This window comes from Mycolicibacterium parafortuitum (assembly GCF_002086815.1).
In the GTDB taxonomy this organism is placed as follows: Bacteria; Actinomycetota; Actinomycetes; order Mycobacteriales; family Mycobacteriaceae; genus Mycobacterium; species Mycobacterium parafortuitum.
In genome coordinates this window covers 174,832-196,027 of the sequence record NZ_MVID01000007.1, presented here as the reverse complement: position 1 = coordinate 196,027, position 21,196 = coordinate 174,832, and the positions used below count along the sequence as shown (strand labels likewise).

At 68.1% G+C, this 21,196-nt stretch carries 21 protein-coding genes; 17 read left to right on the top strand and 4 right to left on the bottom strand.

Annotation, left to right across the window (positions count from 1 at the left end; all coding sequences use genetic code 11):
* Positions 1–100: 100 nt before the first annotated feature.
* The 9 genes from BST38_RS11215 (at position 101) to BST38_RS11175 (ending at position 8,949) form a co-directional block, all read left to right on the top strand.
* Positions 101–694 (top strand): Rv1476 family membrane protein, encoded by a 594-nt coding sequence (locus tag BST38_RS11215; RefSeq protein ID WP_083143363.1) that lies wholly within the window; start codon positions 101–103, stop codon positions 692–694.
* A 217-nt stretch (positions 695–911) separates the two neighbouring features.
* A complete protein-coding gene (gene ripA, locus BST38_RS11210) occupies positions 912–2,327 on the top strand; it encodes an NlpC/P60 family peptidoglycan endopeptidase RipA (protein ID WP_083143362.1) in 1,416 nt (471 codons plus the stop codon).
* Positions 2,327–3,013, top strand: a complete 687-nt coding sequence (gene ripB, locus BST38_RS11205; protein WP_083143401.1) for an NlpC/P60 family peptidoglycan endopeptidase RipB — start codon at positions 2,327–2,329, stop codon at positions 3,011–3,013. The genes ripA and ripB overlap by 1 nt, the downstream gene beginning before the upstream one ends.
* A gap of 143 nt (positions 3,014–3,156) precedes the next feature.
* The gene (gene moxR1 / locus BST38_RS11200; protein WP_083143361.1) at positions 3,157–4,299 is read left to right on the top strand and encodes a chaperone MoxR1; all 1,143 of its coding nucleotides are present in this window, start codon (positions 3,157–3,159) and stop codon (positions 4,297–4,299) included.
* A 40-nt stretch (positions 4,300–4,339) separates the two neighbouring features.
* Positions 4,340–5,248, top strand: a complete 909-nt coding sequence (locus BST38_RS11195) for a DUF58 domain-containing protein (RefSeq protein ID WP_083143400.1) — start codon at positions 4,340–4,342, stop codon at positions 5,246–5,248.
* Positions 5,249–5,291: 43 nt separating this feature from the next.
* Positions 5,292–6,299 carry a VWA domain-containing protein gene (locus BST38_RS11190; protein WP_083143360.1) on the top strand — a complete coding sequence of 336 codons (1,008 nt, stop codon included), beginning with the start codon at positions 5,292–5,294 and terminating at the stop codon, positions 6,297–6,299.
* Between the two features lie 43 nt (positions 6,300–6,342).
* Positions 6,343–7,065, top strand: a complete 723-nt coding sequence (gene fabG1 / locus BST38_RS11185; RefSeq protein ID WP_083143359.1) for a 3-oxoacyl-ACP reductase FabG1 — start codon at positions 6,343–6,345, stop codon at positions 7,063–7,065.
* Positions 7,066–7,107: 42 nt separating this feature from the next.
* On the top strand, positions 7,108–7,917 hold the full coding sequence (inhA, locus tag BST38_RS11180) for an NADH-dependent enoyl-ACP reductase InhA (RefSeq protein ID WP_083143358.1): 810 nt from the start codon (positions 7,108–7,110) through the stop codon (positions 7,915–7,917).
* Between the two features lie 9 nt (positions 7,918–7,926).
* Positions 7,927–8,949 carry a ferrochelatase gene (locus BST38_RS11175; protein ID WP_083143357.1) on the top strand — a complete coding sequence of 341 codons (1,023 nt, stop codon included), beginning with the start codon at positions 7,927–7,929 and terminating at the stop codon, positions 8,947–8,949.
* A gap of 19 nt (positions 8,950–8,968) precedes the next feature.
* Here the strand turns inward: BST38_RS11175 and BST38_RS11170 are convergent, their stop codons facing one another.
* A complete protein-coding gene (locus tag BST38_RS11170; RefSeq protein ID WP_083143356.1) occupies positions 8,969–9,838 on the bottom strand; it encodes an Rv1486c family protein in 870 nt (289 codons plus the stop codon).
* Between the two features lie 59 nt (positions 9,839–9,897).
* Between BST38_RS11170 and BST38_RS11165 the strand changes: the two genes are divergently transcribed.
* From BST38_RS11165 to BST38_RS11155, 3 genes are read left to right on the top strand one after another with little or no spacing between them, the layout of a single operon-like run.
* Positions 9,898–10,332 (top strand): NfeD family protein, encoded by a 435-nt coding sequence (locus tag BST38_RS11165; protein WP_083143355.1) that lies wholly within the window; start codon positions 9,898–9,900, stop codon positions 10,330–10,332.
* Between the two features lie 33 nt (positions 10,333–10,365).
* Positions 10,366–11,547, top strand: coding sequence for an SPFH domain-containing protein (locus BST38_RS11160; protein WP_083143354.1), 1,182 nt, complete (start codon positions 10,366–10,368; stop codon positions 11,545–11,547).
* A complete protein-coding gene (locus tag BST38_RS11155; RefSeq protein ID WP_083143353.1) occupies positions 11,544–11,900 on the top strand; it encodes a DoxX family protein in 357 nt (118 codons plus the stop codon). Before BST38_RS11160 ends, BST38_RS11155 begins: the two co-directional genes overlap by 4 nt.
* Here BST38_RS11155 and BST38_RS11150 read toward each other — a convergent pair.
* The gene (locus tag BST38_RS11150) at positions 11,878–12,606 is read right to left on the bottom strand and encodes a TVP38/TMEM64 family protein (protein ID WP_083143352.1); all 729 of its coding nucleotides are present in this window, start codon (positions 12,604–12,606) and stop codon (positions 11,878–11,880) included. The two genes, BST38_RS11155 and BST38_RS11150, sit on opposite strands and share 23 nt — an antisense overlap.
* 99 nt (positions 12,607–12,705) lie before the next feature.
* On the opposite strand from BST38_RS11150, the gene mutA reads away from it, so the two are divergent.
* The 4 genes from mutA to lipL all read left to right on the top strand — a co-directional run bounded on the left by mutA (position 12,706) and on the right by lipL (position 19,184).
* Positions 12,706–14,586: a methylmalonyl-CoA mutase small subunit gene (gene mutA, locus BST38_RS11145; RefSeq protein WP_083143351.1), complete on the top strand. Its 1,881-nt coding sequence runs from the start codon at positions 12,706–12,708 to the stop codon at positions 14,584–14,586.
* 1 nt (position 14,587) lies between these two features.
* Positions 14,588–16,843 (top strand): methylmalonyl-CoA mutase, encoded by a 2,256-nt coding sequence (gene scpA, locus BST38_RS11140; RefSeq protein WP_083143350.1) that lies wholly within the window; start codon positions 14,588–14,590, stop codon positions 16,841–16,843.
* Complete coding sequence (gene meaB, locus BST38_RS11135) at positions 16,844–17,827, top strand: methylmalonyl Co-A mutase-associated GTPase MeaB (RefSeq protein ID WP_083143349.1); 984 nt, start codon at positions 16,844–16,846, stop codon at positions 17,825–17,827.
* A 64-nt stretch (positions 17,828–17,891) separates the two neighbouring features.
* Complete coding sequence (lipL, locus tag BST38_RS11130; protein ID WP_083143348.1) at positions 17,892–19,184, top strand: esterase/beta-lactamase LipL; 1,293 nt, start codon at positions 17,892–17,894, stop codon at positions 19,182–19,184.
* Between the two features lie 27 nt (positions 19,185–19,211).
* Here the strand turns inward: lipL and BST38_RS11125 are convergent, their stop codons facing one another.
* Both BST38_RS11125 and BST38_RS11120 read right to left on the bottom strand, forming a co-directional pair.
* Positions 19,212–19,946, bottom strand: a complete 735-nt coding sequence (locus tag BST38_RS11125) for a hypothetical protein (RefSeq protein WP_083143347.1) — start codon at positions 19,944–19,946, stop codon at positions 19,212–19,214.
* Between the two features lie 52 nt (positions 19,947–19,998).
* Complete coding sequence (locus BST38_RS11120) at positions 19,999–20,373, bottom strand: transcriptional regulator (protein ID WP_083143398.1); 375 nt, start codon at positions 20,371–20,373, stop codon at positions 19,999–20,001.
* 135 nt (positions 20,374–20,508) lie between these two features.
* Here BST38_RS11120 and BST38_RS11115 point away from each other — a divergent pair, with 135 nt between their 5' ends.
* Positions 20,509–21,117, top strand: coding sequence for a hypothetical protein (locus tag BST38_RS11115; protein ID WP_083143399.1), 609 nt, complete (start codon positions 20,509–20,511; stop codon positions 21,115–21,117).
* Positions 21,118–21,196: the final 79 nt, after the last annotated feature.

Sequence of the window (21,196 nt, the reverse complement as noted above, 5' to 3'; positions counted from 1 at the left end):
AGTACGCTTGTCCTGTAAATGATCCCAGGGTGGTCTCAGTCTGGTCTGAGTTCGGGCGTGCTGCCATGGGAACCGCATACCCATCGCGTACCTTGCTGATGTGTCCGGACTGACCTTCGTCCCATATCTGCCGACCTACATCCCGCCGGAACTGTGCCAGTCGGTCGGAGTGCCGATCGAGCCCGGCCGCCCGACGCCGGATGCCTGCATGGATATCGTGCGCGAGAACATCGCCGAGACGGGGGTCAGCGTGCCCGTCGGCACCGACCCGGAGGTCGCCGCGGCGCTGGAGCGCGTCGTCGAGGATGCCGAGGGCAAGGGCATCGACCTCAAGATCGTCGTGATCGACGGCAATCCGCCGATCCACACGCCGCTGCGCGATATCGCGACCGAGGTCGGGGAGGCCAATCCGGGATCGACCGTGCTGGCGATCAGCCCGTCGTTCGCCGGAACCTACAGCGCCGAGTTCGACCGAGTGACGCTGGAGGCGGGTGAGGACGTGGCCAAGACCGGCGACCCGGTGGTGTCGTCGCAGAATTTCGTGTCCGAGTTGACGACCTCGCACTTTGCGTGGACGCCATTCTCGATTGTGCTGATAATCGCCGTTGTTTTGGCCGTGGCCGGAACCCGGTTTCTGCAGAATTGGGGCAAACGGAACGCGTCGCCTGAACCCGCTGTGAGCAGCGCAGATTGACCACAGTCTGGCGGCACGCAAATTCAAAGATCACCATTTGATAACGCGGATCGCAATTACATTGTTGTAATTTGTGACTAAAGTTTCTTTAGCGTCAGATGTGACGTACGGTGCAATCGGTGCCTGTTGTTGCGGCTGTTCCGTATGTGACTCCTGTGCTCAGGCCCCGGCAATGTGCCGACACCTTCCGTGTGGAGCCTGAGGAGACCTGAGTCGTATGAGACGCACCCCTGGCGGCGCCTCCGCTTCGCGGCTGTGCGCTGCGTCCCTGGCCTTCGGCATGGTGATCACGGTGCCCAACCTGGCCCCGCATCTGGCGCTGGCCCAGCCGGCCCAGTCCGACGTCGCCCAACTGGTCACCGACGTCGCGAACGTCAACCAGCAGTTGCAGGATCTCGGCGCGCAGATCCAGCAGCAACAGGAGAGCGTGAACAAGGCGATCCTCGACGTGCAGACCGCCCGCGAGAACGCCGCCGCCGCGCAGCTGGAGGTCGACGCCAGCGCGCAGCGGGTGAAAGACGCCAACGCCGCGATCGCCGCCGCGCAGGGCCGGTTCGACAAGTTCGCCGCCGCGATGTACGTGCGCGGGCCGTCGAGTTCGTACCTGACGGCTTCGGATCCGTCCGACATCCTGCACACCGCCGCGTCCGGCAACGCCCTGTCGATCAGCTCGCAGAAGGTGATGGCCGATCTGCAGCGGGCCCGCACCGAGCAGGTCAACCGCGAGTCCGCGGCGCGGCTGGCCAAACAGAAGGCCGACGAGTCCGTCGTCGCCGCCGAGACCAGCCAGCAGGACGCGGTGAATGCGCTGACGCAGGCCCAGGAGACGTTCAAGGCCCAGCAGGTCGAACTGGACCGGCTGGCCGCGCAGCGCAAGCAGGCGCAGGAGAAGCTGCAGCAGGCCAGAACGCTGGCCGCGCCGACCGCGAACAAGACCGCCGCACCGGCGGGTGGCGCTGGATCCGCCGGACCCGCGCCCGCCGGTGAGAATCCCAGTTGGGACATCGACCCCACCACCGGGAACCGCGAGACCGCCTGGGACATGACGCTGCCGCAGATCCCGAGCGCGTTCGTCAGCGGCGATCCGATCCAGATCATCAACGCGGTCCTCAAGATCATCACGACCTCGGTCGAGATCACCCAGAACCTGGGCCGCAAGTTCCTGCAGAGCATCGGGCTGCTGCCCACCCCGACCGGCATCACCAACGGCGCGATCCCGACGCTGTACGGCAGGCAGGCCACCGAGTACGTGATCAAGCGCGGCATGTCGCAGATGGGTGTGCCGTACTCGTGGGGCGGCGGCAACGCGTCCGGACCGAGCCGTGGCATCGACTCCGGCGCCGGCACAGTCGGTTTCGACTGCTCGGGCCTGATGCTCTACATGTTCGCCGGCGTCGGCATCAAGCTCGACCACTACTCCGGCTCGCAGTACAACGCCGGACGCAAGGTGCCGTCGTCGCAGATGCGCCGCGGCGACATGATCTTCTACGGGCCCAACGCCAGCCAGCACGTCGCGATGTACCTCGGTGACGGCCAGATGCTGGAGGCCCCCTACACCGGCTCCGTCGTGAAGATCTCGCCGGTGCGCACCAGCGGTATGACCCCGTACGTGACCCGAATGATCGAGTGGTGATCCTCCTGCGTCGTTTCGTCATCGCACTGGCCACCGCCGCCGCCCTGCTGGCGGGGACGGTCGCGCCGGCAAGTGCCCAACCCGGAGGCGGAGCCTGGGATCCGCTGCTGCCGATGCGGCCCAGCGCGGGCGCGCCCGGGGATGCGCTCGCCATCGCGAACGCATCGCTGGCGGTGACCGCTCAGGCCACCCAGGCGACCATGAGCATGGGGCGCAAGTTCTTGCAGAGCCTCGGCTTGGTGGCACCCGACGCGCCCAGCGTCGCTCCGGGCAGCGTGCGTGGGTCGGCGGCCGTCGAGCACGTCATCAGGCGCGGCGCCGCGCGCCTCGGCACGCCGTACTCCTGGGGCGGCGGCAAACCCACCGGTCCGAGCACCGGCGTCGAGCGTGGTGCCAACATCGTCGGATTCGACTGCTCCGGGTTCACGCAGTATGCGTTTGCCGGTGTCGGTGTGCTGATCCCGAAGTACTCCGGCGATCAGTTCAACACCGGCCGACGGGTCCCGATCCAGCAGGCCAAGCGCGGTGATCTTCTCTTCTGGGGGCCTGGCGGCAGCCAGCACGTCGCGATCTATCTCGGCAACGGCCAGATGCTGGAGTCCGGCGGCACCGCCGACAAGGTCGTCGTCAGCAAGGTCCGGATGGCGGGCCTGCAGCCGACCGTGCAGCGCATCATCGAATCCTGAGCGGCACCTGAGCTGAACCTGAGCAGGGCCGGGCGACGTCGACGGATCCCGAAGCGCCTGGAATAGTTGACTCCGGGTGCGCGGCCCTGACCGGTCGGCGCCGAGATCGAGCTGGCATTACGGCGCATGTGGAAGGAATATTGATGACCTCACCGAGTGGACCGCAGGGCGCAGGAGGATATCCCGGACAGGCCCCGGCACCGGGCTACTCCGCGGGTGCACACGCCGCGCCGCAAGCGCAGTCCAACGGCGGTCTGCAGAACGAGGTGCACACTCTCGAGCGCGCGATCTTCGAGGTCAAGCGCATCATCGTCGGCCAGGACCAGCTCGTCGAACGGATGCTCGTCGGCCTGCTCGCCAAGGGCCACGTGTTGCTCGAAGGTGTGCCCGGCGTGGCCAAGACGCTGGCCGTCGAGACGTTCGCCAAGGTCGTCGGCGGTTCCTTCGCCCGCATCCAGTTCACCCCCGACCTGGTGCCCACCGACATCATCGGTACCCGCATCTACCGGCAGGGCAAGGAGGAGTTCGATATCGAACTCGGCCCCGTGGTGGTGAACTTCCTGCTCGCCGACGAGATCAACCGCGCCCCGGCCAAGGTGCAGTCGGCGCTGCTGGAGGTCATGGCCGAGCGCAAGATCTCCATCGGCGGCAAGACCTTCCCGCTGCCCACCCCGTTCCTGGTGATGGCGACCCAGAACCCGATCGAGCAGGAGGGCGTGTACCAGCTGCCCGAAGCCCAGCGGGACCGCTTCCTGTTCAAGCTCAACGTCGACTACCCGTCGCCCGAGGAAGAGCGCGAGATCATCTACCGGATGGGCGTCAAGCCCCCGGAGCCCAAGCAGATCCTCAACACCGGTGACCTGCTGCGGCTGCAGGACGTCGCCGCGAACAACTTCGTGCACCACGCGCTCGTCGACTACGTGGTGCGCGTCGTGACCGCGACCCGCGAACCGGAGAAGTTCGGGATGCCCGACGCCAAGGCGTGGATCGCCTACGGTGCGTCGCCGCGTGCATCGCTCGGCATCATCGCCGCGTCGCGCGCGCTGGCACTGGTGCGCGGTCGCGACTACGTGATCCCGCAGGACGTCGTCGAGGTCATCCCCGACGTGCTCCGTCACCGGCTCGTGCTGACCTACGACGCGCTGGCCGACGAGATCTCCTCCGAAACCGTGGTCAACCGGATCCTGCAGACGGTCGCACTGCCCCAGGTGAATGCGATTCCACAGCAAGGACATTCGGTGCCGCCCGTAGTCCCGGCCGCCGCAGCTGCGGCGGGCGGTCGCTGACCTGGTGGCCCGCACAACTCGCTCGGTGGACCTTCCGTCGATGAAGCGGGGGGAGATCCGCGACCCCGCGCTGTCGGCGGCGCTGCGCAAGCTCGAGCTGACCGTGCGCCGCAAGCTCGACGGCGTACTGCACGGCGACCACCTCGGTCTGCTGCCCGGGCCGGGTTCGGAGCCGGGGGAATCGCGCATCTACCAGCCCGGCGACGATGTCCGGCGGATGGACTGGTCGGTCACCGCACGCACCACCCACCCGCACGTACGGCAGATGATCGCCGACCGCGAGCTGGAGACCTGGCTGGTGGTCGACGTGTCGGCCAGCCTGGACTTCGGCACGACCGGCTGTGAGAAGCGGGACCTGGCAGTGGCCGCGGCCGCGTCGATCGCGTTCCTCAACAGCGGCGGCGGCAACCGCATCGGCGCGATCGTGGCCAACGGCGACACGGTGCGGCGCGTCCCCGCCCTGTCCGGCCGCATGCACGAGCAGGAGCTGTTGCGCACCATCGCCACCATGCCCAAGGCGCCACCGGGGGTCCGGGGTGACCTCTCCGCCGCGATCGACTCGCTGCGCAGGCCGGAACGGCGCCGCGGCATGGCGGTGATCATCAGCGACTTCCTCGGGCCGATCAACTGGATGCGCCCGCTGCGGGCCATCTCGGCGCGTCACGAGGTCCTCGGTATCGAGATCATCGACCCGCGTGACGTCGAACTTCCGCCCGTCGGCGACGTCGTGCTGCAGGACACCGAGACGGGACGCACCCGCGAGTTCAAGATCGACGAGCAGTTGCGGGCCGATTTCGAGAGGGCCGCCGCCGCACATCGCGCCGACGTGGCCCGGACCTTCCGGCGCTGCGACGCGCCGCTGCTGACGTTGCGCACCGATGGGGACTGGATCGCCGATGTAGTGCGGTTCGTGGCCAACCGACGCCGGGGCGCCCTGGCCGCGCGATGAGCGCACCGCCGATGACCGTAAACGACGAAATGACAACTGACGCATGACTTTACCGTTGCTCGGCCCGATGTCGCTCTCGGGTTTCGAACACCCGTTGTTCTTCCTGTTCTTCATCGTCGTCATCGGGCTCGTCGCGCTCTACATCGTCGTGCAGCTGGCCCGCCAGCAGCGGATGCTGCGCTTCGCGAACATGGAGCTGCTGGAGAGCGTGGCGCCGAAACGGCCCAGCCGCCTGCGGCACCTCCCGGCGGCGCTGACGATCCTGTCGCTGGTGTCGTTCACCATCGCGATGGCCGGACCCACCCACGACGTGCGCATCCCGCGCAACCGTGCGGTCGTGATGCTCGTCGTCGACGTGTCGCAGTCGATGCGCGCGACCGACGTCGCGCCGAACCGGCTGGCCGCCGCACAGGAGGCGGCCAAGCAGTTCGCCGACCAGCTGACCCCCGGCATCAACCTCGGCCTCATCGCCTACGCAGGCACCGCGACGGTGCTGGTGTCGCCGACGACCAACCGCGAATCGACCAAGACGGCGATCGACAAGCTGCAGCTCGCCGATCGCACCGCCACCGGTGAGGGCATCTTCACCGCGCTGCAGGCCATCGCGACGGTCGGCGCCGTGATCGGCGGCGGCGACGAGCCACCGCCGGCGCGCATCGTGCTGATGTCCGACGGCAAGGAGACCGTTCCGTCCAACCCGGACAACCCGAAGGGCGCCTACACCGCCGCGCGCACCGCCAAGGACCAGGGAGTGCCGATCTCGACGGTGTCCTTCGGCACCCCGTACGGCTACGTCGAGATCAACGACCAGCGCCAACCCGTGCCGGTGGACGACGAGATGCTCAAGAAGATCGCCGACCTGTCCGGCGGCGACGCGTTCACCGCGTCCAGCCTCGAGCAGCTCAAGCAGGTGTTCACCAACCTGCAGGAGCAGATCGGCTACGAGACCATCAAGGGCGACGCCAGCGTCGGCTGGCTGCGCCTGGGCGCGCTGGTGCTGGCCCTGGCCGCGCTGGCCTCGCTGCTGATCAACCGTCGACTGCCCAACTAAGGCGATTTCTTAAGAACCGTGGCGAACCGTTAAGTTGGCGGACATGACATCTCCCGCATTCGTCTCTCGTTCGGTGCTCGTCACCGGCGGCAACCGGGGCATCGGTCTGGCCATCGCGCAGCGGCTCGCGGCCGACGGCCACAAGGTCGCGGTGACCCACCGCGGATCCGGCGCCCCCGAGGGGCTGTACGGCGTCGAGTGCGACGTGACCGACACCGCGGCCGTCGACCGGGCGTTCACCGAGATCGAGGAGCACCAGGGACCGGTCGAGGTGCTGGTGTCCAATGCCGGGATCTCCAAGGATGCGTTCCTGATGCGGATGACCGAGGAGCGGTTCACCGATGTCATCGACGCGAACCTGACCGGCGCGTTCCGGGTGACCCAGCGTGCGTCGCGCAGCATGCAGCGCAAGCGGTTCGGCCGGATCATCTACATCGGTTCGGTGTCCGGCATGTGGGGCATCGGCAACCAGGCCAACTACGCCGCCGCCAAGGCCGGCCTGATCGGTATGGCCCGCTCGATCTCCCGGGAGCTGTCGAAGGTCAACGTCACGGCCAACGTGGTGGCGCCCGGCTATATCGACACCGAGATGACCCGCGCGCTCGACGAGCGCATCCAGCAGGGCGCACTCGACTTCATCCCGGCCAAGCGTGTCGGCACCGCCGAGGAGGTCGCCGGCGTCGTCAGCTTCCTGGCATCCGAGGACGCGAGTTACATCGCCGGGGCGGTCATCCCCGTCGACGGCGGCATGGGAATGGGCCACTAGGCCCGGCGGCAGAGCCCCTCTGAGGAAAAGGACTTCACCAAGATGACAGGCATTCTCGAAGGCAAGCGGATCCTGGTCACCGGGATCATCACCGACTCGTCGATCGCGTTCCACATCGCGCGGGTCGCGCAGGAGGCCGGCGCGGAGATCGTCTGCACCGGCTTCAACCGGATGCGGCTCATCGAGCGCATCCTGGACCGGCTGCCGACCAAGCCGCCGCTGCTGGAACTCGACGTGCAGGACGAGTCGCACCTCGACAGCCTGGCCGACCGGATCACCGAGGTCATCGGTGAGGGCAACAAGCTCGACGGCGTGGTGCACTCGATCGGCTTCATGCCGCAGACCGGCATGGGCATCAACCCGTTCTTCGACGCGCCGTACGAGGACGTCGCCAAGGGCATTCACATCTCGGCCTACTCGTACGCGTCGCTGGCCAAGGCCGTGCTGCCGATCATGAACCCGGGTGGCGGCATCGTCGGCATGGACTTCGACCCGACGCGTGCGATGCCTGCCTACAACTGGATGACGGTCGCCAAGAGCGCGCTGGAGTCGGTCAACCGGTTCGTCGCCCGGGAAGCCGGGAAGGTCGGGGTGCGCTCGAACCTCGTTGCCGCGGGCCCGATCCGCACGCTGGCGATGAGCGCGATCGTCGGCGGTGCGCTGGGTGACGAGGCGGGCGCGCAGATGCAGCTGCTCGAAGAGGGCTGGGACCAGCGCGCGCCTCTCGGCTGGAACATGAAGGACCCGACACCGGTGGCCAAGACGGTGTGCGCGTTGCTGTCCGACTGGTTGCCCGCCACCACGGGCACCGTGATCTTCGCCGACGGCGGCGCCAGCACCCAGCTCCTGTGATGAGTTCCCGTGCGGTTTGACGCGCTGTTGCTTCTGTCGTTCGGCGGCCCGGAGGGCCCCGAGCAGGTGATGCCGTTCTTGGAGAACGTCACCAGGGGGCGCGGAATCCCCAGGGAGAGGCTCGAATCGGTCGCCGAGCACTACCTGCATTTCGGGGGAGTGTCGCCGATCAACGGGATCAATCGTGAGCTGATCTCCGCGATCGAGGCCGAGCTGGCCCACCGCGGCGAGTCGCTGCCCGTCTACTTCGGAAACCGCAACTGGGAACCGTATGTCGAGGATGCTGTTGCCGCGATGCGCGACAACGGAATCCGCCGAGCTGCGGTGTTCTCGACCTCCGCGTGGGGCGGATACTCGGGCTGCGCGCAGTACCAGGAGGACATCGCGCGCGGCCGTGCCGCCGCCGGGCCCGACGCGCCGGAACTGGTGAAGCTGCGGCAGTTCTTCGACCACCCGTTGCTGATCGAAATGTTCTCCGACGCGATCGCCGATGCCGCCGCGACCCTGCCCGCCGACCTGCGAGACGACGCGCGCCTGGTGTTCACCGCGCACTCCATTCCGCTGCGGGCTGCGAACCGTTGCGGCCCAGATCTTTACGAGCGCCAGGTCGGCTATACCGCGGCGCTGGTCGCCGCGGCGGCCGGCTACCGCGAGTACGACCAGGTGTGGCAGTCGCGTTCCGGACCGCCGCAGGTGCCGTGGCTGGAACCCGACGTCGGCGACCATCTGACGACGTTGGCCGCCAACGGAACCCGCGCGGTCATCGTGTGCCCGATCGGTTTCGTCGCCGACCACATCGAGGTGGTGTGGGATCTGGACAGCGAACTCGCCGAACAGGCCGCCGAGGCGGGCATCGCGTTCGCACGGGCATCGACCCCGAACGCGTCGCCGCGCTTCGCCCAGCTGGTGGTGGACCTGATCGACGAACTGCGCCTCGACCGTCCCGCGCAGCGGGTCGCGGGCCCGAATCCGGTGCCGGGCTACGGCTGCAGCGTCAACGGGGCGTTCTGCACCGAGCTGTGCGGTTCCTAGGTGTAACTGACCTGAGAGGTTAGGTCCGCCAGGCCGAGTGCAGGATCGCGTCCACCGCGGCCAGCCGCGCCGTGCGCACCACCGAGATCAACGGGCGCAGTGCATCGCCGGCCAACTGCATCTCCGAGGAACTCTGTAGCCCGCTCGGGATCAACCCCGAGCTGACGGTGATGATCGCGTCGATGTGCGCGGCGTTCTCCAGCACGCGTACCGCGCGCATCGGCGCATGGTCGGGGATGCGGTGCATCTTGGTCGAGTCGAGCACCTGCTCGACCAGCAGGTGCGGGTCGGCGATCTCGACGCCCGAGGTGCCCGCCCGCAGTGCACCCAGCGCGTCCGCCGCGGACCGTACAGCGTCGCGGAGCTGGTACTCGGCCTCGCCGAGATCGAAGTGCCCGGCCGGGGGAGCCGAACCGAACGAGTACACCGTCCACGACAACCCGCTCAACTCGGCGTCGTACTCCGCGTCGTCGTCGGTGTCGAGCGAGTCGGGATAGCTGTCCTCGTACTCGTAGTCGGGTACCAGCCCGATCGAACCGTCGAGCCCCTGCACCACCACCGCCTCGCCCGCGGCGATGGCGTCGCGCCCGAATTGCGTACCCGCAGGCAGGCCCCGGACGTCACCGGGCACCGGCAGTGCCAGCGAGATCGTCGGCTGCGACGCGCCCCGCGCGGATGCCGTGCGCAGTGTCTGAAGGAGCGACACCGAGGCCGCGTCGTCGAGATCCGGCCACGACAACCCCGTGCGGTCAGCCGCCGCGGAATCGTAGGCGGTCACGGAATGCCTTGGCGTCCATAGGGACAACGCGTCCAAGACGTCGTCGGGCGCGGCCGTACCCGCCAGCCAGGCGTTGGCCCACACCGATAGCGAAACACTCGGACACCACATGATGGCTGCAGTGTAGTTGTTACCGGCGCATCCACGCGGCGCCGCGATAGGCTGGCGTCATGCCTGTCCCGCTGATCTGGCTGATCGCAGCGCTGGCGCTGGCCGGCGCCGAGGCGTTGACCGGCGACCTGTTCCTGCTGATGCTCGCCGGCGGGGCCCTGGCCGCCGCGGGGTCGAGCTTCGTGCTGGACTGGCCGATCTGGGCTGACGGCCTGGTGTTCCTGGTGGTCTCGGTGCTCCTGTTGGTCGGTGTTCGCCCTGCGCTGAAACGCCGGATGCAGTCGGGCACGGGGCTTCCGGAACCGGCCCGGGCTCTGGAGGGCAGGAGCGCCCTGGTCCTCGACCGGGTGTCGCAGCACCACGGCCAGGTGAAACTGGACGGCGAGGTGTGGACGGCGCGGCCGGTCAACGAAAACGAAGTCTACGAAGCCGGCGACCATGTGACCGTCGTGCACATCGACGGAGCGACGGCGGTCGTGTCCAAGATCGGGTAGACAAGATCAGATAGACCCCGGAAGGAGTCCATCGTGGACGGAGCTATCGCAGGGTTGGTGCTGCTGGCAGTCTTGGTCGTGTTCGCAGCGATCGTGGTCGCGAAGTCGGTGGCCCTGATCCCGCAGGCCGAAGCCGCCGTCATCGAACGGCTCGGCCGGTACAGCAAGACCGTGTCGGGCCAGCTCACGCTGCTGCTGCCGTTCGTCGACCGCATCCGCGCCCGGGTGGACCTGCGGGAGCGGGTGGTGTCGTTCCCGCCGCAGCCGGTGATCACCGAGGACAACCTGACCGTGCAGATCGACACGGTGGTCTACTTCCAGGTCACCAATCCGCAGGCCGCGGTCTATCAGATCAGCAACTACATCGTCGGTGTGGAGCAGCTGACCACCACCACACTGCGCAACCTCGTCGGCGGGATGACGCTGGAGCAGACGCTGACCTCGCGCGACTCGATCAACACCGCGCTGCGCGGGGTGCTCGACGAGGCGACCAACCGGTGGGGGCTGCGCGTCGCGCGCGTCGAGTTGCGCAGCATCGACCCGCCGCCGTCGATCCAGGACTCGATGGAAAAGCAGATGCGCGCCGACCGCGAGAAGCGCGCGATGATCCTGACCGCCGAAGGTTCTCGCGAGGCCGCCATCAAACAGGCCGAAGGCCAGAAGCAGGCGCAGATCCTCGCCGCCGAGGGCGCCAAACAGGCCTCGATCCTCGCCGCCGAGGGCGACCGGCAGTCCCGCATGCTGCGCGCCCAGGGTGAACGCGCGGCCGCCTACCTGCAGGCCCAAGGGCAGGCGAAGGCCATCGAGAAGACCTTCGCGGCGATCAAGGCGGGCCGACCCACCCCGGAGTTGCTGGCCTACCAGTACCTGCAGACGCTGCCGGAGATGGCCAAGGGCGAGGCGAACAAGGTCTGGCTGGTACCCAGCGATTTCGGCTCCGCGCTGCAGGGATTCACCAAACTGCTGGGCGCGCCGGGGGAGGACGGCGTGTTCCGCTACACCCCGTCGCCGGTTGACGACGTACCGCTGAAATCCGACGACGACGAAGTCGCCGACTGGTTCTCCACCGAGACGGATCCGGCGATCGCGCAGGCCGTCGCGAAGGCCGAGGCCGAGGCCAGGGCCCCGGTTCCCGGGCCGCTGGACGGGCCGCGGGAGTTCCCGTCGCTGGCACCGCAGCCCGCGCCCGCGACGCAACCCAACCCCGAACAATGAGCGCGCTGACGTCGCGCCGGACGTACGCGATCCTGGCCGCCATCCAGGCCGCCGACGCGGCCGCGTCTGTCAAACCGATCCCACCGGTCGCCCAAGCCTTGGAGGCGGTCGAACTGCCGAGACGGCTGTGGCCCGTGCTGCCGGCGGTGAAGGCGGCCTCCGCACTCGGTCTGCTCTCGGTGTACCGCTTCCCGAAGCTGGCGCGGCTGACCACGTTGATGCTGACGGTCTACTTCGTGCTGGCCACCGGATCGCACATCCGCGCAAGGGACTGGAGCCCGGGCCTGGTCGCCGCGTCGTCGTTCCTCGGACTGTTCGGCGCGATGACCGTCAAGGGGCCGTCAGCGAGCTAGCGGAGTCCGCGTCCCGGCGCCTGCGATGCATCCAGAGGTCGACGCCGAGCACGGCGAACCCCACCGCGGCGGTGCACAGCGACACCAACAGCAGCATCGGACTCACCTGCCCGGTCAGCGCATCGCCGAGGATCACGACCGCCGCGGTGCCCGGCAGCACCCCGAACAAGGTGGCCAGCGTGTAGGGCAGCACCCGTACCGAGGACGCGCCGGCGGCATAGTTCAGCACCGAGAACGGCAGCGCGAAGATCAGCCGCGCCGAAAAGACCACCGGCCAGCCGCGTTCCCGCAGCCGCGCATCGATGCTCGCGACGCGCGGGTGTGTGACGAGCTTATTGACCTGCCAGCCTGCGACCCGCACCAGCAGCAACGCGAGCACCGCGCTCAGCGTGCTCGCGAGCACTGCGATCGGGATGCCCAGCGCCGGGCCGAACAACAGCCCGGCCGACAGCGTGAACACGGTGCGCGGGAACGGGAACACCGTCACCAGTACGTGCGCGACGAAGAACACCAGCGGGAACCACGGACCCGCCGAGGTAGCCCAGTCACGCACCTGCAGCGCGGTCGGCAGCGGGACGAGATAGGCAACTGCGATGAGAATCACAATCGTCGATGCGAGCGCGATCAGCCGGGTCCTGGGCACCGTCGCCAGCATCGCGACGACCGCGGCGAACGCGGTACGGAGTGTGCTGACTACGGTTTTCACGGTTCCCCAGCCTACGGCGCGTCGGCGAACAGGCGGTGTCGGCGCGGTGTGCGATGTGCGCACCGCCCCCCGCTGCTGTGATGGTCATCATTTAGCCTGATGGCTGTGCAGAATCCCAGCGCCGGCAGTGCCGCAGGTGTAGCTGACTCCGATCTGGACCGATGGCGCTCCGCCGTGGCGGCCGTGTTGGCGAAGTCCACCAAGAAGGACCCCGCCGAACTGGGCCCCGAACCCGAGCGTCTGCTGGACTCCGGGACCTACGACGGGTTCCCCATCCGGCCCCTCTACACGAGCCGCGACGAGATCGCCGAGCCCGCACTGCCGGGCCGGTGGCCGTTCGTCCGCGGCGGCGACGCGCTGCGTGACGTCAAGGCCGGCTGGAAAGTGGCCGACGTCTATCCGGCCGACCCCGCCGACATCGCCGAGGCCAACGGCTCGATCCTGCTCGGCCTCACCGAGGGCATCAGTGCCCTGGTGCTGCGCATCGGCGCCGACGGGGTCGCGCCGACCGACCTGGAGCAGCTGCTCGACGGCGTCTACCTCGACCTGGTGCCGATCGTGCTGGACAGCGACGGCACCTCCTACGGCGCGGCCGCCGGCGCCCTCGTCGGGCTGCTGACCGGCCTCGACGACGACCAGCGCAGCCGGCTGTCGATCGACCTCGGCGCCGACCCGCTGACCGCGCCGTTCGCGGGCGCGAGCGCACCGTGCCTCGAGGAGGTCGTCGCCACCGCGCAGAGCGTGCTCGGCCACGACGGCCATGTCCGGGCGATCACCGTCGACGGCCCCGCCTTCCACGATCTGGGTGCCAACGCGGCGCTGGAACTCGGCGCCGCGATATCCGCGGGCGTGGCCTACCTGCGTCACCTCGTCGACGCCGGGGTGCCCAGCGGCGCGGCGCTGCGCCAGATCAGCTTCCGCTTCGCCGTCGACGACGACCAGTTCTCCTCGATCGCCAAACTGCGTGCCGCCCGGCAACTCTGGGCCCGTGTCGCCGAGGTCGTCGGTGACGCGGACTCGGGTGCGGCGACCGTGCACGCCGTCACATCGCTGCCGATGATGTCGCAGCGGGATCCGTGGGTGAACATGCTGCGCACCACCGTCGCGGCCTTCGCCGCCGGGGTCGGCGGCGCCGACATCGTGCAGGTGCACCCGTTCGACGTCGCGATCGAGGGTGGATTCCCGGGCACCGCGCGCAGTTTCGCCCGCCGCATCGCCCGCAACACCCAGCTGCTGCTGCTCGAGGAGTCGCACATCGGGCGCGTTCTCGACCCGGCGGGCGGCTCGTGGTTCGTCGAGGACCTGACCCGGTCGCTCGCCGAGCAGGCGTGGACGCACTTCCAGCGGATCGAGGCCGACGGCGGATTCGAGGCCGCCCACGACCACATCCGGGCGCAGATCGCCGAGGTGGCGCAGCGCCGGGCGGCCGACATCGCCCACCGGCGAACCTCGATCACCGGCGTCAACGAGTTCCCGAACCTGTCCGAACCGCCTCTGCCGCAGGGGAACCCGCTACCGAACGTGTCCCGCTACGCTGCGGGCTTCGAGGCGTTGCGGGATCGTTCCGACGCGTTCCTGGCCCAGCACGGGGCGCGACCCAAGGCTGTGCTGCTTCCGCTCGGGCCCCTGGCCGAACACAACATCCGCACCACCTTCACGGCGAACCTGCTGGCTTCCGGCGGTATCGAGGCCGTCAACCCCGGACCGCTGGACGCCGCCGGCGTCGCGGCCGCGGTCACGGATGCGGCGAGCACCGAGATCGCGGTGATCTGCGGCACCGACGCGCGCTACGCCGAGGAGGTGTCTGCCGTCGTCGACGCGGCCAGAGCGGCTGGAGTGAAGCACGTGCTGCTGGCCGGGCCCGAGAAGGCCCTCGAAAAGGCCGATACCGCTGCGCAATCCAAGCCCGACGGCTACCTGACCGCGAAAATTGATGCGGTGCAAGCGTTGTCGGACCTGCTGACCCGATTGGGGGCGTGACATGACTGCCACGGAACCGAAGAAGATCGAATCCTTCGCCGACGTTCCCCTCGTCGGTGAGACGACTCCGGCTCCGCCTGCGGCGTCCGAGGTGACCGCGCAGGTATCGGCCGCAGCGGCCGCGCACGGGTACTCCACCGATGACCTGGACTGGACCACCCCCGAGGGCATCGACGTCAAGCCGGTGTTCATCGGTGCCGACCGCGCCGAGGTCGCCGCCGCCGGCTACCCGCTGGACTCCCTGCCGGGTGAGCCGCCCTTCGTGCGCGGCCCGTACCCGACGATGTACGTCAACCAGCCGTGGACGATCCGCCAGTACGCGGGCTTCTCCACCGCCGCCGAATCCAACGCGTTCTACCGGCGCAACCTCGCGGCCGGCCAGAAGGGTCTGTCGGTGGCGTTCGACCTCGCCACCCACCGCGGATACGACTCCGACCACCCGCGGGTGGCCGGTGACGTCGGCATGGCCGGGGTCGCGATCGACTCGATCCTCGACATGCGCCAGCTGTTCGACGGGATCGACCTGTCCAGTGTGTCGGTGTCGATGACGATGAACGGCGCGGTGCTGCCGATCCTCGCGCTCTACGTCGTCGCCGCCGAGGAACAGGGCGTGCCGCCGGAGAAGCTGGCCGGGACCATCCAGAACGACATCCTCAAAGAGTTCATGGTCCGCAACACCTACATCTATCCGCCGAAGCCGTCGATGCGGATCATCTCCGACATCTTCGGCTACACCAGCGCGAAGATGCCGAAGTTCAACAGCATCTCGATCTCCGGCTACCACATCCAGGAAGCCGGCGCGACCGCCGATCTGGAGTTGGGCTACACGCTGGCCGACGGTGTCGAGTACATCAAGGCCGGTCTGGACGCAGGCCTGGACATCGACAAGTTCGCGCCGCGGCTGTCGTTCTTCTGGGGCATCGGCATGAACTTCTTCATGGAGGTCGCCAAGCTGCGCGCCGGGCGTCTGCTGTGGAGTGAGCTGGTCGCGCAGTTCGACCCGAAGAGCTCCAAATCGCTGTCATTGCGCACACATTCGCAGACCTCCGGCTGGTCGTTGACCGCCCAGGACGTGTTCAACAACGTCGCGCGCACCTGCATCGAGGCGATGGCCGCGACCCAGGGCCACACCCAGTCGCTGCACACCAACGCCCTCGACGAGGCGCTGGCGCTGCCCACCGACTTCTCGGCGCGCATCGCCCGCAACACCCAGCTGCTGCTGCAGCAGGAATCGGGCACGACGCGCCCGATCGATCCGTGGGGCGGGTCGTACTACGTGGAGTGGCTGACCCACCAGCTGGCCGAGAAGGCCCGCGGCCACATCCGCGAAATCGCCGAGCACGGCGGTATGGCGCAGGCCATCAACGCGGGCATCCCGAAGATGCGCATCGAGGAGGCCGCCGCGCGCACCCAGGCCCGGATCGACTCCGGCGCGCAGGCGCTGATCGGTGTGAACAAGTACCAGGTCACCGAGGACCAGGAGATCGAGGTCCTCAAGGTCGAGAACAGCCGGGTGCGCGCAGAACAGCTCGCCAAGCTGGAACGGCTGCGTAGTGAGCGGGACGAGGCCGCCACCCAGGCGGCGCTGGCCGAACTGACCCGCGCTGCCGGGGAGAACACCTCGGCAGGGCCGGATGGGCTGGGCAACAACCTGATGGCGCTGGCCATCAACGCCGCCCGGGCGCACGCGACGGTCGGGGAGATCTCCGATGCGCTGGAGAAGGTCTACGGAAGGCACGTGGCCGAGATCCGCACCATCTCCGGTGTGTACCGAGACGAGGTGGGCATGGCAAGCAATGTCAGCGGCGCGACCGAACTGGTCGAGAAGTTCGCCGAGGCCGACGGCCGCAGGCCGCGCATCCTGGTCGCGAAGATGGGCCAGGACGGCCACGACCGCGGCCAGAAGGTCATCGCGACCGCGTTCGCCGACATCGGCTTCGACGTCGACGTGGGCTCGCTGTTCTCCACGCCCGAGGAGGTCGCGCGTCAGGCCGCCGACAACGATGTGCACGTCGTCGGCGTGTCCTCGCTGGCGGCGGGCCACCTGACCCTGGTGCCCGCGCTGCGTGACGCGCTCGCCGAGGTCGGGCGACCCGACATCATGATCGTCGTCGGCGGGGTGATCCCGCCCGGGGACTTCGACGAGCTCTACGCGGCCGGGGCGACGGCGATCTTCCCGCCTGGCACCGTGATCGCCGACGCCGCCATCGGCTTGTTGACCAAGCTCGCCGAACGCCTCGGCTACAGCCTGAGCTAGATGAACCAGCCGGTCGGCGAACTCGCCGCTGCACTGCGCTCGGGGGACCGCTCAGCGCTGGCTCGGGCCATCACCCTGGTGGAGTCGACGCGCGCTGACCATCGGCAGCGGGCGCAGGAACTGCTGCTCGAGCTGATGCCCGAGGCGGGCCGCGCGATGCACGTCGGCATCACCGGCGTTCCCGGCGTCGGTAAGTCGACGACCATCGAGGCGCTCGGCAGCCACCTGATCGAGCGGGGCCACCGGGTGGCGGTGCTCGCTGTGGATCCGTCCTCGACGCGCACAGGCGGATCGATCCTCGGGGACAAGACCCGGATGGCCAAGCTGGCGGTACACCCCGACGCCTACATCCGTCCGTCGCCGACGTCGGGCACCCTCGGCGGGGTCGCCAAGGCGACGCGCGAGACGATCGTTTTGCTGGAGGCCGCCGGGTACGACGTGGTGCTGGTCGAGACCGTCGGGGTGGGGCAGTCCGAGGTGACGGTTGCCAACATGGTCGACACCTTCGTGTTCCTGACGCTGGCCCGGACCGGTGACCAACTGCAGGGCATCAAGAAGGGTGTGCTGGAGCTGGCCGACATCGTCGTGGTCAACAAGGCCGACGGCGAGCACGCGGTGGAGGCCAAGGCCGCCGCCCGCGAACTGGCCGGCGCCATCAGGCTCATCTATCCACGCGAAACCCTCTGGCGTCCACCGGTTTTGACGATGAGTGCGCTGACCGGGGCGGGTCTGGCCGAGCTCTGGGACGCCGTGCTCAAGCACCGGGAGGTGCTCACCGAAGCCGGCCGGTTCGACGCCCGCCGCCGCGACCAGCAGGTGGAATGGACGTGGTCGATGGTGCGTGACACGGTGCTCGACCGGGTGTTGTCGAGTCCGGGGGTGAGGGCGATCCGCGACGACGTCGAGCGTCAGGTGCGCGACGGTGAACTCACCCCGGCGCTTGCCGCGCAGCAGATTTTGGACGCCGTCGCGCCTTCCGGTTGAGCCCGCGGCTAACAAATCGGTAACAGCCGGATTGTTTGCCGCACATCGGGGTAAATTCACCACTGTGACGGGTGTCAATTCCCGGGAGTGCGACGAGGCGCTCTCACACGGTCACGGCGGCCATCTGCCCCGGGGCGTACAGGGCGCTGCTGACCCCAATTTCACCCTCGCAGTCCGAGCCTTCGCGCAGATGTTCCCGCATCGCCGCTTCGGCGGGGGAGCGCTGTCGGTGTACCTGGACGGTGAGCCCGTCGTCGACGTGTGGACCGGGTGGGCCGACCGCAAAGGCAAGCGCCGCTGGACCGCCGACACCGCGCCGATGGTGTTCTCGGCGACGAAGGGTGTGGCCGCCACCGTCATCCACCGGCTGGCCGATCGCGGGCTCATCGACTACGACGCACCCGTGGCCGAGTACTGGCGCGAGTTCGGCGTCAACGGCAAGGCCACGATCACGGTCCGCGAACTGATGCGGCACCGGGCCGGGCTGTCCCAACTCAACGGTGCGGCCAAGACCGACCTGATGGATCACCTCGCGATGGAGGAGCGGCTGGCCGCGGCCCCGGCGAGCTGGCTGGTCGGCAAGCCCGCCTATCACGCCTTCACCTTCGGCTGGTTGTTGTCCGGCCTGGCGCGGTCGGTCACCGGTGTCGGGATGCGCGAGCTGATCCGCACCGAGGTGGCCGCGCCGCTGAACACCGACGGCATCCACCTCGGCAGGCCTCCGGTACAGGCGCCCACCCAGCCGGCGCGCATCATCGGTCCGCAGACCCGGCTGCAGAACCCGCTCTTCAACATGGTCGCCCCGCACATCGCCGCGCTGCCGTTCTCGGCGGGCTTCGGCGCGATGTACTTTCCGGGCGTCAAGAGCTTCGTGCAGGGCGACACACCGTTGCTCGACGGAGAGATTCCGGCAGCCAACGGCGTCGCGACCGCCAGGGCGCTGGCCCGCATGTACGGCGCGATCGCCAACGAGGGGCGTATCGACGGCCAGCAGTATCTGTCGCGCGACACCGCCACCCGGCTGATCGGGCGCCGCAGTCTGCGGCTCGACCACAGCATGGTGATGCCGCTGTCGTTCCACCTCGGCTATCACGGCCTGCCGATTCCCGGCCTGCTGCCCGGTTTCGGTCACGTCGGGCTCGGCGGGTCGCTGGGCTGGGCCGACCCCGACACCGGTCTGGCGTTCGGGTTCGTGCACAACCGACTGCTCACCCCGCTGGTGGTCAGCGACCAGGCCGGCTTCGTCGCCACCGCGGGATTGATCCGGCTCGGCGCGGCGTCGGCCCGCCGGAACGGCTACCGCCGGGTGCGCGAGTACGGCGCGCCGTTCACCGACGTCACCGCCGCCGCTGTCTGAAATCCCCGCGGTCTGAAATCCCCGCCGCTAGCTCCTGGCGTTCGAGAACCACCTGGTCTTGATCCGCCAGGAATGTGCCGAGGTCAGTGCGAAGCCGGCGCCACAGGCACACGCGAAGATCCACACCAGTGTCGTTCCGTGGACCGTCTGCAGAGCCGGGACGAACGCGGTGACGATCCGCACGATGCACGCGAGGATGCCCATCGCCGACGCGAACAGGTACACGTTCGCGATCGCCCGCGACCGGGGGTCGGTGCGCAGGATCAGCAATGCTCGAGATCCGTATACCAGCAGGTAGATCAGCATGCCGCAGAGCATCAGCCAATACACGTTCAACCACAGATCGGTGGGTACGTCGAAGAAGTCCGGCCGGTAGATGTGGGCGCCGTTGCCGATCCAGAAGGCCGCGAGCAGCAACGGGATGCACAGTGTCGCAGGCAGTTCGATGTGCTTGCGGAACCGTTGCTGCATTGCATGGTCTTGTTCCAACCTGCCGACGGTGTTGTACACGACGGCCGACGCGGCGACGATGTAGCAATCGTGGCCCAGGTAGTCCTCGAGGTTCCACTTGCCCGTCAGCGAGTACAGCAACGGGCCGAGGGTCTCGGAGGCCAGCGGGGACATCAGCAGCACCGCGGCGCCCTGCAATGCGATATTCAACGTCGCGGCGACTTCCCACCGGCACGACCACGTGACGCGGCGAATCCACAGACTCCACCCGATACACAGGAGTGTGATCGCGATCAGAGATGCCAGAGCCATGTAATTCGCTTTCGGACTGAACTAGTTCAGCAAATTGTATGCGGGTTGCGGGCTAGAGCGGCGGAGCGTCGGGGCGTGGCGCCAGGTCGGACAGCCTGGTGCGCTGCCGCGTAGCAGCCCTTACAGTGGAATCCGGCAGTGTAACGACCCCGAGGGGCGGGGTGCCGGACGCTTCGACGTAGCTCCACACTTCCTGTCGGCTCATCAGGCCGAATTGGATTTGAAGGTCGGGGTAGCTAAGGGAAAAGCGATCAGCCACGAGGCGAAGTTCCTCGGCATTTGGATAATCGGCCTCTTTAATTCGCCGATAATAAGTACTGCTGGAAATACCCAGCGCATCGAATATGTCTTTAGCGTCGATTTCTCCGTCGAGGAGGTAGTCGAGCAGGGCTTTCAGCTGTCTGCCGTTCTCGTCCGTACGGGGCATCAGAACACCATAAACCCTGATCCCGACCGCGGGGAGCCCCTCCCGGCAAATGAAGAACACGTTCTTAATTGACCCAGCCGTCACAGTTGTGGGAGGTCTCTCCCAAAAATGGGACATTCGCTGTACGGTATGCCCATGGTCGCTCCATACATCGCAGACGAGGTCAAACAACGGCCCGTCTCCACCGCGCCGGCGGCGCTCGACATCTTCGACCGGTCTTCGGCCGAAGCGCTGCCAGATCAGCTAGAGAAGTTCACAACTGCCCCTTCGAGCGAACTGACCGAGGAAATTGAAGCCGCAGCCTCCTGGCTCGGCGTGCAGATCGAAGAGATTCTGCTGGCTGCATTCGGGCGCACGCTCGGACGCACGCGCGGTGAAGGAGCTGTGGCCGTCGATGTCACGGGCGGTCAGCGTTGGCTGAGCCACCCGGTGACCCTGTTGTGTGCGGACGCGGGCACGGCGGGGCCCTCGGAAATGCTGCAGGGCGCCCACGCCGCCCTGGCGACAGCCCCCGGTCGCACCGGGGAGCCCGCAGAGGTGTTGCTGAACGTCTCTGCCGGCGAACTCGTCGACGAGCCGGCCGGCCGTGCCCTGGAGCTTCGGGTGCAGCGCCTCGACGGCGGACTTCAGATCGACTGGTGGTACGACGCGCAGCGGTTCGACGCGTACTCGATCGAGGAGATGGCCGAGCAGTTCCCGCTGGCCGTCATCGACATCACCTCGGACGCGGCGGCGCCGCTGTAGGGGCGCGGCCCGCCGTAAGCCCACTTCGCAACGAAACGACCCGACGCGGCGTCGCCGTGGTGAAACCACCACGGCGGCG